The organism is Pedobacter antarcticus (assembly GCF_900103515.1).
Taxonomy (GTDB): domain Bacteria; phylum Bacteroidota; class Bacteroidia; order Sphingobacteriales; family Sphingobacteriaceae; genus Pedobacter; species Pedobacter antarcticus.
Window position 1 is genome coordinate 741,609 of record NZ_FNGZ01000001.1, and the last position, 12,355, is coordinate 753,963.

General features: G+C 39.0%; 11 protein-coding genes. 5 read left to right on the forward strand and 6 right to left on the reverse strand.

Translation table 11 applies throughout. From position 1 onward, the window contains the following. Positions 1-167 precede the first annotated feature (167 nt). Together BLR53_RS03125 and BLR53_RS03130 are read left to right on the forward strand one after the other, a co-directional pair. A complete protein-coding gene (locus BLR53_RS03125) occupies positions 168-800 on the forward strand; it encodes a helix-turn-helix transcriptional regulator (RefSeq protein ID WP_037440120.1) in 633 nt (210 codons plus the stop codon). Continuing rightward, entirely contained in the window at positions 800-1,591 is a 792-nt protein-coding gene (locus BLR53_RS03130) for a DUF3307 domain-containing protein (protein ID WP_074587050.1), read from the forward strand. The genes BLR53_RS03125 and BLR53_RS03130 overlap by 1 nt, the downstream gene beginning before the upstream one ends. Before the next feature lie 8 nt (positions 1,592-1,599). Here the strand turns inward: BLR53_RS03130 and BLR53_RS03135 are convergent, their stop codons facing one another. Together BLR53_RS03135 and BLR53_RS03140 are read right to left on the reverse strand one after the other, a co-directional pair. After that, positions 1,600-3,546 (reverse strand): LTA synthase family protein, encoded by a 1,947-nt coding sequence (locus BLR53_RS03135; protein WP_074587055.1) that lies wholly within the window; start codon positions 3,544-3,546, stop codon positions 1,600-1,602. Positions 3,547-3,624: 78 nt separating this feature from the next. Further along, positions 3,625-4,482, reverse strand: a complete 858-nt coding sequence (locus BLR53_RS03140; RefSeq protein WP_083331978.1) for an NAD(P)-dependent oxidoreductase — start codon at positions 4,480-4,482, stop codon at positions 3,625-3,627. A gap of 155 nt (positions 4,483-4,637) precedes the next feature. Here BLR53_RS03140 and BLR53_RS03145 point away from each other — a divergent pair, with 155 nt between their 5' ends. Further along, on the forward strand, positions 4,638-5,066 hold the full coding sequence (locus BLR53_RS03145) for a hypothetical protein (protein ID WP_074587058.1): 429 nt from the start codon (positions 4,638-4,640) through the stop codon (positions 5,064-5,066). 26 nt (positions 5,067-5,092) lie between these two features. On the opposite strand, the gene BLR53_RS03150 is transcribed toward BLR53_RS03145, so the two are convergent. The 3 genes from BLR53_RS03150 to BLR53_RS03160 all read right to left on the reverse strand — a co-directional run bounded on the left by BLR53_RS03150 (position 5,093) and on the right by BLR53_RS03160 (position 8,785). Next, positions 5,093-6,754, reverse strand: a complete 1,662-nt coding sequence (locus tag BLR53_RS03150) for an ABC1 kinase family protein (RefSeq protein WP_074587061.1) — start codon at positions 6,752-6,754, stop codon at positions 5,093-5,095. 94 nt (positions 6,755-6,848) lie between these two features. After that, positions 6,849-8,111 carry a sensor histidine kinase gene (locus BLR53_RS03155; protein ID WP_074587067.1) on the reverse strand — a complete coding sequence of 421 codons (1,263 nt, stop codon included), beginning with the start codon at positions 8,109-8,111 and terminating at the stop codon, positions 6,849-6,851. Further along, positions 8,108-8,785, reverse strand: coding sequence for a response regulator transcription factor (locus tag BLR53_RS03160; protein WP_074587072.1), 678 nt, complete (start codon positions 8,783-8,785; stop codon positions 8,108-8,110). Before BLR53_RS03160 ends, BLR53_RS03155 begins: the two co-directional genes overlap by 4 nt. Before the next feature lie 126 nt (positions 8,786-8,911). Between BLR53_RS03160 and BLR53_RS03165 the strand changes: the two genes are divergently transcribed. Next, entirely contained in the window at positions 8,912-9,175 is a 264-nt protein-coding gene (locus tag BLR53_RS03165; RefSeq protein ID WP_037440162.1) for a hypothetical protein, read from the forward strand. Here BLR53_RS03165 and BLR53_RS03170 read toward each other — a convergent pair. After that, positions 9,126-10,970, reverse strand: coding sequence for a response regulator (locus BLR53_RS03170; protein ID WP_074587075.1), 1,845 nt, complete (start codon positions 10,968-10,970; stop codon positions 9,126-9,128). The two genes, BLR53_RS03165 and BLR53_RS03170, sit on opposite strands and share 50 nt — an antisense overlap. A gap of 384 nt (positions 10,971-11,354) precedes the next feature. Here BLR53_RS03170 and BLR53_RS03175 point away from each other — a divergent pair, with 384 nt between their 5' ends. Then, positions 11,355-12,338: a potassium channel beta subunit family protein gene (locus BLR53_RS03175; RefSeq protein WP_074587079.1), complete on the forward strand. Its 984-nt coding sequence runs from the start codon at positions 11,355-11,357 to the stop codon at positions 12,336-12,338. Positions 12,339-12,355 lie beyond the last annotated feature (17 nt).

Here is a 12,355-nt window from a genome sequence, read left to right on the forward strand (position 1 = left end):
GACTTTTCTTGTTTTTTTTTCCGCTACCGGGAGACAAAAGATGATGTTTATATAAATGATCATGTATAGATCAAAAACACTATAATATAGATTTATAGATAAATTACTCTATATATTCAAAATATAGACTAAAAACACTATATTGTTGTTGTATTTAACTTACCGTGATGGAAACACAAGCAGTAATTACCGGAGACATTATCAATTTCACTAAATTATCTCCGATAAAGAGAAAGCAATTGGTTGAAAGTACAGAAATTCTGATCAAGAACTGGACGAAGAAAAAGAGCAACGCTGAAATGTTCAGAGGAGACAGTTACCAGGTACTTTTTGACGACCCGACTAAAGCAATTATTAAAAGCATCCAACTAATCTGCTGGTTTAAAACAAACTCAGATCCTACGGCTCATATATCCATAAGCAGCAGAATTTCTATAGGCATCGGAGCAATCTCCTATCAGGGGAAAAATGTACTGAGTTCAGACGGGGAAGCATTTCATTTGTCAGGAAGAAATTTTGATAAGATGAAAGAACATGAATATCTGACCATACATACCAATGATCAGGAGAAGAACAAAGGCATAGAAATTATTCTTAACTTCATGAATAAATATATCGGCAGCTGGACTACCGGGCAGGCAGAGGTTATCCTTATGCTGCTTGACGGTCATACCCAGCAAGAGATTGCAGCTGCATTATCACTCTCCCAGCCTTCTGTAAACAGCAGATTAAAATCTGCCGGCTGGAAAGAATTTGAACCTGCCATTAACTATATTGGAAATTTAGCTACACAGAAATAATGGAAATATCGCTGTTACTGAGATTACTGATTGCACACCTGTTGACAGATTTTATTCTTCAGCCCAACAGCTGGGTGAAAGACAGAGAATTAAAAAAGGGAAAATCGGGCAAGCTTTATCTTCATGTCGTAGTGACGACAGTAGTCGCTTATATCTTATCCGGAAGATACGATAACTGGATAATCCCCACAGTCATTTTCAGTACACATTTATGCATAGATTATATCAAAGCAAAAGCGGGAAAAGATAATTTCACCAGCTTCATCGCAGATCAGATCGCCCATGTTTTTGTAAGTATTATCCTTTGGTTATCTGTTGAAGGACGCTGGGGTGAAATTCCACTGTTTACACATCAGTTATTTAAAAGGGATTTATTCTGGATCGTGGCAACCGGATATACTTTTGTCAGCTGGCCACTGGGCATTATCATTGGGAAGGCAACACAAAAATGGAGAGATCAGATCAGCCGGGAGAAAACCAGAAATACAACTCCGGAACAGCTAATCATCGAAGACAGTATTCCAGCTGAAATACCAAAAACAGAAGAACAGGAACTTGGACTTGCTAATGCCGGAAAATGGATTGGTATCTGCGAACGGATTCTAATTCTCACATTCGTACTCATGGCACAATATACGGCGATTGGTTTTCTAATGACAGCAAAGTCTATTCTCCGTTTCAGTGAAAAAGAAGTAAACACCCAACTTAAAACTGAGTATATACTCGTTGGTACATTGGTTAGTTTTGCGTCTGCTGCATTAACCGGTGTATTAATTAATCTCCTTTTATAAGGTGCAGTTTACTGACGAAGCCCACCTGTTTTAAATAAATCATAAGCGGTCTGATAATAAGCTATAGCCTTGTCTGTTATAGCCTGGGGCAATGAATGAGGTATCTGTTCGTTTCCGCTCTTCCGGTAAAGAAATGTTTCGACTTTCTGCTGCGGCCCCAGAATAACCAGGCTGTCATTTTTAAGATAGGCTAACTTTTGATAAGTACCAAATACCGCACGCGGTGAGTATGACGGATCCAGCACATCCTGACCAAAAAGATTACTTTGATAACTCCAGCCAAACAGCTTGAATAATGTAGGGTAAAGATCTATCTGCGAACAAAGTTTATCAATAACCTGCTTTTTTTTTCCTGGCAGGTTGAGTACCAAACAAGGAATGTGATATTTACTGATATCTATCTCATTTTTACCTGCACTGCTGGCACAATGGTCTGCTACGATTATCACAACTGTATTTCCATACCATGGCTTTTCAGCTAACTGCTTCAGAAACCTGCCAATTGAATAATCTGTATAACGTACAGCAGCCTCCCTGCTCCCCCCGGCTATATCAATTCTTCCCGCTGGAAAAGTAAAAGGACGATGATTAGAAGTTGTCATCACGAAATTATAAAACGGCTTCCTGGTTTTATAAGCTTGGTCTGCCCCCCTGATTACTGCATCAAACAGATCTTCATCACTTATTCCCCAGGCATTTTCAAAATGCACTTGTTTGCCCTGAATAAGGGTACGTTTAGTCAGATACGAATCACCCATTTTAATATTTCGTCCCCGGTCAGTAATGTCAAAACCGTTACTTCCGAAATATTCATTCATATTGTCAAAGTACCCGTCCCCACCATAGTAAAAAGTACGGCTGTAACCCGCATTTTTAAAAATCTCACCGACGGTGTTTAAATTTTCATTATGTGCTCTTCTTACAATACTATTCCCTGGAGTTGGCGGAATAGAAAGTGTAAGAGCTTCCATGCCCCTTACCGTCCGTGTCCCTGTAGCCAGCATATTTGTAAAGAGCAAATTGCTGTCTGCAAGTGCATCAACAACCGGCATGAGATTTTGATTATTTCCGAAATGTTTCATGAAATCAGCGCTTAGACTCTCCACTGTTATCATAATCACATTTGGCTTGTAAAGGATTCCATTTCCAGCTATATTCCTCTTAATAGTATGGCCAACAGCTACAAATTTCCCGTCCTGCAAATCATTTTTCATCAATTTATAGGCCTTATCCTCCGGTATCACCGCATAAAAATCATTATAGTTCAGCTCATTATTCTTAAATGCTGCAAAGAAAGAATAGATCCCGGCTTTGGAAAGCTCATTACTATACCGGTTGGCACCAGATTCGGCCGTTGAATTATTCAGAAACAATACATACAGCATGAGTATACCTAATAACGAACATGAAATACCCAGCCTGCTTTTAAATGGCATAACTGATTGAAAAGAATTTCTAAAAACCTGCTTTCCCGAAAAGACAAATAAGACCACTGCCACCAACAGCAATACGCCAGAGAAAAGTAAAGGCAGCGGGTAAGATTCATTGATATTATGGATAACTTCATAAGTATAAATGAGATAATCTACAGCAATAAAATTAAATCGGCTTTCAAACTCCTGCCAAAAGGTGAGTTCAGCAAAAAAAGAAAAGAAAGAGATGAGTAATAACAGGAAGATAAAAATGTAAGTTATCGTTTTATTTCCTCTGCTATTATTCCACCTCACAGGTAAAAATAGAAGATAAAGATTATAAAACAGCGTTAAAAATAGCGAAACGCCAAAATCATACACAAAACCCAGAAGGTACAAATGCAATATATCCGTTAAGCTGAAACTTGCTTTGGAGACAGAAACTACCAGTAATCCGGTACGCACTAGAAATGACACCAGTAAAAAGGTAACTATAAACGCAAATAATACGCTATATCTACCTTTCATTAGTCTATTAAACATAAAGATGGTCTTTTATGCAATAGTAGAACTCAATTCTGGATTAATTCTGAATTAACGGGCGAAAGCGAAATGTAAAATTTATTTTTTGTTATCCAGATATTTTACAACAGCCATCAGATCTTCATTACCCAAACCCGACTGCATCGCAGCGGAAAAAGTATCCAGTACCGGATTTGCAAGCGGTGAATCAAGACCTGCTTGTTTGGCAAGTTTGAGATCCTTTACAATATACTTCAGCGCAAAGGCAGCAGGGAACTCACCCTTAATTATAGAGGGTGTTTTTAATTGCGACATCTTGTTGCCACACGCCCCCTCGTTAACGATCTGAAGCATACGCTCCTTATCAATACCATTACGCTGGGCGAATAGCACTGTCTCTGCCAGGGCTTGCGTCTGGACAGCCAACAAGTAGTTAATTGCCACTTTAGCAGAACTGCCAGCCCCATGCCCACCAAGATGTAAAGAAAGTTTCCCTAACACCTCAAATAAAGGTAAGGCCTGCTGATAATCTTCAGACTCTCCACCTACCATAATAATTAAAGTACCCTCAGTGGCTGGTTGCACGCTACCTGATACCGGAGCATCCAGAAAACTTACTGCATGGCTTTGGCACAATCCAGCCAGATAAACAGAAGTGGCCGGAGCTACTGTACTCATATCAATCAGTAGTTTTCCTTGCCCGATACCTGAAAGCAGCCCATCTTCATATACAGATTTAACTGCGTTATCATCCGCTAACATCGTAAACACAATATCGCAATCCCGGGCCAATTCTTCTAATCCGGCCGCCGAAACCGCGCCAGCAGAAACAAGTTCATTTTCTTTTCCCCTGCTGCGGTTAAAAACATGTAATTCGTACCCCGCTTTAAGAATATTTGCCGCCATGACATTTCCCATATTTCCCAGGCCTACCCAGCCTATTTTCAGGTTTTTCATATTTTATAACTTTTCTAAATTCTTCGCTTATTATTTAAACTGATAAATCAAATTTACGCAACACTTTATTTAAAACAGCATTTCAGACAAACTGACAAATCAGCCAATTTTATAAAAAGGCATGATTTTGGTTGAGAAGCATCCTGAACCTATTCATGCTAAAAAAACTACTGTTACTCAATCTGGCTGCCGTCTCCACTACATTTATTGAAGTACTGTGGGCCGCCCCGGATAACCCTTCAGGGGTTGATATGAACCAGTCTCCTCTTTCCTATATAGAGTATTTGTGTCTTTATGCAGTGGTTATCATCAGTTCAGTTTTTTACTTTGCTGAGAATAATAAAATTACAAAACGCAGGCAGTCCTTCATCTATGCGGGTGCCCTGGTTATATATTGGTATGCCGTTAATTATGTAGAATTCGAAACCCGCGTGGCCAGCTGGAGTACATATTCCACCGTGGAGACCTGGATGCATGTAACGTTAATCTCGACAGTCCCGTTAAGCTGCTGCATTTTACTCTTCTTAATTTCAGTCTATTTTATTCAACATACAAAGCAGACCAGGCAGCTGGAATACGATTAAGGCCCCAATGCCAAATCAATGCACATTTAACTGTCTTTTTTCCAGAATGAAATTAAGAATATTAAGCCCATAATACCAGAAATCAAGATACCTGCAAAGCCCAGAATTGGAATCTCCCAAATTTTCGGACCTTTATCTGCCTGTATAATTAATGATGAGGCAATTGCAAAACCAGTAATGATCAATGCATACGAAAGCTTACTGAAACCATTAACTACAGCATTCTTAAATGCTGGAAAATCTCTGATCTCCTGCACTATCTTCAACTCACCACTATCCAGTTTGTTTACAATATTTTTCAGATTCTCAGGGATTTCTGTCAGGCCTTCACCAAAAGTGCGCAATGTCTCCATCCCCTTGTCAATCAAATATTCCGGACTTAATCTTTTTTTGATAATCTTAGCCACATAGGGACGCATACTTTCCACTATATTCATTTCAGGATCAAGCTTACGTCCTATTCCTTCAATCAAGACAATTCCGCGTACCAGAAGGTAAATATGCTCGGGCATCAGGATCTCATTATCATTCAGAACTGCGGAGAAGCTTTTGAGAATTACTTTCACGTCTATATTGGCCAGGGAATTTCCACTGAGCAACTCAAAAACTCCATGGATGTCACGCTCTAACTTTTTCTCATCGGTGATATTAAAGCGAACAGCCATCCTTTTAATCGTAGGGATTAATCTTTTCGCATCCCTTGCCATGAAATGAGCGATAAAATTTTCAAGCAATTCTTTATCCGAAGGCATCATACTTCCCATCGAACCGAAATCTATAAATGCAATTTGGGCCGAAGGCAATACGAATAGATTTCCAGCGTGTGGATCGGCATGAAAAAATCCATGCTCCATTATCTGAGTCAGGTACAAATCCAATCCGGTCGCCGCAATTTCTTTTGGATCAAATCCTTCTTTCACCAGTGCATCCCGGTCTGTGATTTTTAATCCGTGTATATACTCCATACACAAGATATTATCATTCGATAACTCCGGATAAGGCAGCACGGGATGAAGCTTTTGGTGGCCTTTAAAATTTCTGGCAAATTGTACCATATTCGATTCTTCGCGCAAAAATGATAGTTCGTTAATGATAGCTTTTTCAAAAGCTTCCAATACCTGCACCAGATTTATTTTTCTGAAACTCTCATTATAATTTACAAGTAATCGCGCGAAATCTTTCATAATCAACAGATCAGCTTCTACGATTTCCCGGATACCCGGCCTTTTGACCTTAATAATAACCTTCTCTCCTGTAATCAGTACTGCGGTATAAACCTGTGAAATTGACGCAGAGGCAATAGGAACAGGGTCAATATCACTAAAATAATCTTCCGGTATAATATTCAGTTCATCTGCGACCCATTGCTTCACGTCCAACTCTTCTGGTTTGACCTTGTCTTGCAGTTTCTTCAGTTCTGTAATTAGCTCTGCCGGCAAAAGGTCTTCCCGGTCACTAAAAGCCTGTCCAAATTTAATATATGTGGGGCCTAGCTCTTCCAGGACGATTCGTATCCGTTCATAAACATTTAAAGAAGGCACTTGAGAATCCAAGCCAGAACCAGCAGGAGGCTCCACAGTGAAATGATGCCTAAAATTAGTTCTAACCATTAATTCTTCAAAACCGTATTTTGATAAGATACTTAGAAGAACCGCCGTTCTTTTAATCTTCTTCTTTTGATTCTGCATAGCTGGGTCTTAAAAAGTAATAACAAAAAACCAGCTGTTTCTGTTTACAATGACACAAGAACCCAAAAGCAGAACCGGCAACAAAGTATAAGATTTATAGAGATGCTGGATTGAATAACTTAAAAGTATGATTTCCCTCAATCATCTCGTAAGTAAACTTATAGCCGTACTGTACACTGATCTCAAGACAGATAGCCAGCCCCAAACCAGTTCCCTCAGAATCTGCAGCTTTATAAAATCTTTGGAAGTGCTTCTCATCAAGCTCTTCAGACCTACCCGTATTACCGACAAGAATGAAATCACCTGAAGACTTTACCCATACACGTCCACCCTGATAATTGTGCCTGACTGCATTACTCAATAAATTATTAAAAAATATATCGGCAAGATAACGGCTCATGACAAGAGATGTGGGATTAATGTCCAGATCGAGCCTGAGATTTTTCTTCTCGAAAAGTTCCTCAAACTGCCGCGCTTTTTCCTGCAAGAGGTCATGCATAGGATAAATTTTACTTTCAGGAAGTTGTTTATTTTCAATCTTTGTCAGTAAAAGCAAGGATTGATTTAGTCTAGACGTCCGGTTTATTGCACGATATACATCGTCCAGTAACCCATACTGCTTATCATTAAATTCGCCTGTTTGTAAAAGTGTATCCAGTTTAGATCTGATAATAGCCAGCGGTGTCATCATTTCATGAGCTGCACTATCTGTAAAGTTCTTCAATTCTTTATAATCCTGCTGAACACGTAACGCCATCAGATTAGCAGAATCAAAAAGTTCGTCAAATTCATCTACTTCGCCTTTTTTAAACTGAAGCTGATGAGATTTAACAAGATTGAAACTCTTCATCTGATCAAGAACTGCATAAAAAGGTTTCCATAACTGACTCAATATAAATCTGTTGATAACAAAAAGAGTAAATAACAACAATCCAGTCACTGCCAATGTAATCAGCAGGATCATTCTTACCAACCCCTCGGACTCCAGCCTGGATTTAATAATAGTCACTTCGTAGGTCTTGCCGTTAAGATCCAAACTGGTAACCAGCCCCCTGCCGGGCTCAACAACATGTTCAGGCTCATTTTTGTAAATCGTGTTTTTAAATTCTCTGATGCCAGTGTCAGCAGGATGTAGCTCCTTGAAAGACACCTGTTGATCAAGATAGTTTCCGGGCAGAGGCAATTTCTTGTAAATTGCTGCATACCGTATAATTTCCTCTTCTTCTACTTCCAAATCTTTATCAAGCTTGGCATTTAAAATCAGATGGATCAAAAAATAGTAGATTATTCCAGTAAGCAGTAAAACCAACAATGAAATAACGAGATTGACGCGATTATACCGACTGGAAAGTTTCATAAGATTCCAAATTTATAACCTATCCCATATATCGAGTGTATGTATTCTATAGCGCCTGCAGCAGTTAATTTTCTCCTAAGGTTCTTAATATGACTGTAGATAAAATCGTAATCATCTGCCAGGTCCATATCATCTCCCCATAAATGTTCTGCAATTGCATTTTTGGTCACAACTTTTCCTTGATTAGAAATGAAATAGATTAGCAAATCATATTCTTTTTTGGTTAAGATGACAGGCATTCCATGCACCAGAACACGCATAGAACTCAGTTCAATCTGAATTTCCTGAAAAACGATCTGCTGCTGACCATCAAATTTCTTACGGCGAACTATAGCCGCCACTCTTGCACGGAGCTCAGAAAGATGAAAGGGTTTTACCAAATAATCATCTGCCCCCATATCCAGTCCTTCCAGCTTATCATCTAAAGAATGTCTCGCAGAAATGATCAACACTCCTTCTTTTCTCTTTAGAGATTTAATTTCCTGCAATAACTTTAGCCCGTCGCCGTCAGGCAGACCAAGATCAAGAAGTATACAGTCGTATTGATATAATCCTATTTTTTCAGATGCCTCCCGAAATGTCGAAGCAACTTCGCACCGAGAACCGTCTTCCTGAAAGTAACTGCTAATACTCTCCTGCAAAGGCTTTTCATCTTCTATAACTAGAATTTTCATGATCCGGTATTTTTGTTGACTTATAATAAAGCTACCCGAATATACCGGATTAGACAAAAGATTGTTGAAGAACCACTGTTAGCAGGAAAATATTTAGCTTTACCCCCTCTTAAACCATTCAGTGTTATGTCCCAGGAAAGAAATCCATATCAGCAATTTAACCATCAAATCTTAAAAGACTGGATTAGTAATGGCGTGAAATACATTAAACTGGTTGAACTGCAGAGTAGTCTGCCGGTGCAGTTTTTCGAGCTGATCCCTGATTCTGAAATCCCTGACTCTGAGGAAACTATATACCCTATAGATTCAGAAGAAATCACCGAGTTACTCGAGCCACTGGCTAAAGTGAAGTTTCTAGTCCATGAGATTTATCTGGAAGAGGAATTTTAACTGTTCCCTTCGGCCTAATTAACCGAGTTAGTTTCTGATATAAATGATCTGGATTAAAAGGCTTTGACAGATAATCATTCATACCTGCCTGAATGACTTTATCTGTAATATCTATATTTGAACTCGCAGTTAAGGCTATAATTGGCACAGCAGATTTGATAGGATCCTTTAAACTACGGATGCAGGTGGTCGCCTCATAACCATCCATCTCTGGCATATATAAATCCATTAAAACAATATCAAAATCCATTGTTTCCAATAATTTCAAGGCAATCAACCCATTTTCTGCAATGACTGGCTGGATACGCCACTGTTCTAGTGTTTTTCTGATCACCAATACATTAACCGGATTATCCTCTACAACAAGTACCTTAAGACCAGCAAGTTCCTCCCCTGACACCGTATGCTCGGGCAAAACAAATTTGCTCGCAGGTTGAGAAATAAAGTCAATATCAAAATAAAACTGCGTGCCCTTATCTGGCGTACTATTAATCTGAATACTGGTATTAAACATGGTCAGAACTTTTTTTACGATCGGCAGTCCAAGTCCGGTACCGCCGAAATAACGATTTGTAGTGGAACTGGCCTGTATAAACGGTTCGAAAATTTCCTGTTGTTTCTCGGCAGCTATACCAATACCTGTATCGGTAACTTTAAAACGTACAGAGACCTCCCCATCAACCTGATTTATGATAACAAGAGCTAACTCAACGGTCCCTTTCTCTGTGAATTTAACTGCATTATTTAATAAGTTTAATAAGACCTGGGTTAATCTCGTAGGGTCACTGATTACACGGATCTGTCCGAGTTCTTCAGGGTAGATCAGATTTAGATCTAACATTTTCTCCTGTGCTCTGGGTTTGATACTCAGGATATTGTTTTTAATAAGAACAACCAGGTCAAATGGAATATTTTCCAGCTCTACCTTACCGGATTCAAATTTGTTAAAGTCAAGAATATCATTAATAAGTGAGAGCAGGTTCTCTGCAGAAAATTTAAGCACCGCTATATTCTCCTTTTGGTCTTCCCGGGGGCTTTGCAGCAGTAGGGCATTAGAAATACCTATTACTCCATTTAATGGCGTTCTAAGTTCATGAGACATCGTCGATAGGAAGTCCATTCTTGCATTTGATAATTTACCAACCTCATACAACGTGTTTTTCAATTTTTCATTAAGCTCCTTCAGCTCATTTTTTGTTTCCGTAAGCGTAATAAAATTCTGATTAAAAGCCTGAAAAAAATAATGATGAAGAAAAAGGATCAGAAAGAAATTATAAGTAATAACAAAAAGATAAGTTAACTGGCTTACCTCATGGGGCCCTGAAGTTAAATAAAAATAAGTTTTATAATCGGTAGCGGTATATAATAAAACTGGAAGTATATTAATAACTGCATAAAACCATCCCCACTTTAAACCATGCATATAAAAGCCCAATACGCAGGCCAGCCAGATAAACTGGAGCGTTTCTATATTAACCCCCTGTACATAAATAGTCAGATTGCTCCATATTGCGAGTGTAATGAGGCCAAGAACGATATGGGATACTATTTTCCAAGCGTAGGTATAATAGGCAATCGCAATAAGTAAAGGACTTGCGGCGAAAATTATACTAACCCGAATCAGATGTAGTGTTTCTCCTCCCAGGATATAGGCTACAATTAAGGTAGCTGTGAATATTGTATACAAAACCAGTATATAGGCAAGCATTTTTATACGGGCCTGATTAATTGGATTCTTCTCCCTGACTAATAGCCGGTTAAATATATTCCCGATACTGATGAACGCGTTAATCATAATTGGGCTACAAATTAGGAATTTAAAATATACAGCATGTGTTTCGTTTCACAAAAATTACATCGCGATAACACTGGCATCCCAAAAATAAACTAAAAAGACATTTAATCCGGCATTTATTAACCACTGTTTAATTCATGCCAACCATAAGTCCGGATTTCACCCCAATTTCCTTCCGACTTTTTTCGCGGCCAACCGAAGGAAGTCCGAAGGAAATCCGAAGAAAGGGCGGACAAATTCCGGAATTAACCTTAACGAAACCATAACAATACTAAAAGCTTCATCGCAGTTAAAACATCTGTCAAAAAAACTTATTCTGCAATCCGACTGTTTTATACGGGTATGATTTATTTATACAAATAATTTACAAAGAATAATTAGAAAATGGAATACAGAAGACTAGGAAAATCGGGATTACAAGTTAGTGCATTATCTCTTGGTAGCTGGCTGACTTTCGGACAGCAGATTAGTGATGAGACAGCAGATGAATTGATGGGTGTAGCTTATGATGCCGGAGTCAATTTTTTTGACAATGCTGAAGGCTATGCAGAAGGAAAATCAGAAATCGTAATGGGCAAATCTATAAAAAACCATGGCTGGGAAAGAGACACTTTTATAGTATCCAGCAAGGTGTTTTTCGGAGCCGAGAATAAAGGACCGAATGGTACAGGACTGAGCAGAAAACACGTTATTGAAGCCTGTAATGCCGCTTTAAGACGGCTACAGGTAGATTACCTCGATCTATATTTTTGTCACCGCCCGGATAAAAACACCCCTATAGAGGAAACGGTATTTGCGATGAACACTTTATTACAACAGGGTAAAATCCTTTACTGGGGAACGTCAGAATGGAGTGCCGCAGAAATTATGGAGGCTATCAGCGTCGCCAAACAGTATAACCTGATTGGCCCAACAATGGAACAACCTCAATATAACTTACTGGAACGCAAAAAAGTGGAGAACGAATATCTGCATCTATTTAACAACCATGGTCTGGGTACAACTATCTGGTCTCCATTGGCGTCCGGTCTGCTCTCCGGTAAATACACGAAAGGCAGTACTGGTGACACCCGCCTGGACATGAAAGGTATGGAATGGTTGAAAGAGTCTGTACTTGCTGAAGAAAAGCTCGATAAAGCTAAAAAACTACAGGAATATGCAGACGAGCTGAATATTCCCTTAGCCAAACTTTCCCTGGCCTGGTGTCTGAATAACCCTAATGTAAGCACTGTCATTCTTGGCGCTTCTAAAACTGAACAACTGAAAGAAAATCTGACGACAATAGATATATTACCGAGAATAAATGACGAGGTTATAGAGAAGATCGAATCTATCATGCAGACCAAGCCTGTATTATCTCAGTTTTAGGTATCTCTTACAAGTTC

What these genes read in the sequence shown, in the direction of transcription:
- BLR53_RS03165 (WP_037440162.1), top strand. Translation starts at nt 8,912, where the DNA reads ATGTCCCAGGAAAGAAATCCATATCAGCAATTTAACCATCAAATCTTA.
- BLR53_RS03140 (WP_083331978.1), bottom strand. Translation starts at nt 4,482, where the DNA reads ATGAAAAACCTGAAAATAGGCTGGGTAGGCCTGGGAAATATGGGAAAT.
- BLR53_RS03170 (WP_074587075.1), bottom strand. Translation starts at nt 10,970, where the DNA reads ATGATTAACGCGTTCATCAGTATCGGGAATATATTTAACCGGCTATTA.
- BLR53_RS03160 (WP_074587072.1), bottom strand. Translation starts at nt 8,785, where the DNA reads ATGAAAATTCTAGTTATAGAAGATGAAAAGCCTTTGCAGGAGAGTATT.
- BLR53_RS03155 (WP_074587067.1), bottom strand. Translation starts at nt 8,111, where the DNA reads ATGAAACTTTCCAGTCGGTATAATCGCGTCAATCTCGTTATTTCATTG.
- BLR53_RS03125 (WP_037440120.1), top strand. Translation starts at nt 168, where the DNA reads ATGGAAACACAAGCAGTAATTACCGGAGACATTATCAATTTCACTAAA.
- BLR53_RS03175 (WP_074587079.1), top strand. Translation starts at nt 11,355, where the DNA reads ATGGAATACAGAAGACTAGGAAAATCGGGATTACAAGTTAGTGCATTA.
- BLR53_RS03150 (WP_074587061.1), bottom strand. Translation starts at nt 6,754, where the DNA reads ATGCAGAATCAAAAGAAGAAGATTAAAAGAACGGCGGTTCTTCTAAGT.
- BLR53_RS03130 (WP_074587050.1), top strand. Translation starts at nt 800, where the DNA reads ATGGAAATATCGCTGTTACTGAGATTACTGATTGCACACCTGTTGACA.
- BLR53_RS03135 (WP_074587055.1), bottom strand. Translation starts at nt 3,546, where the DNA reads ATGTTTAATAGACTAATGAAAGGTAGATATAGCGTATTATTTGCGTTT.
- BLR53_RS03145 (WP_074587058.1), top strand. Translation starts at nt 4,638, where the DNA reads ATGCTAAAAAAACTACTGTTACTCAATCTGGCTGCCGTCTCCACTACA.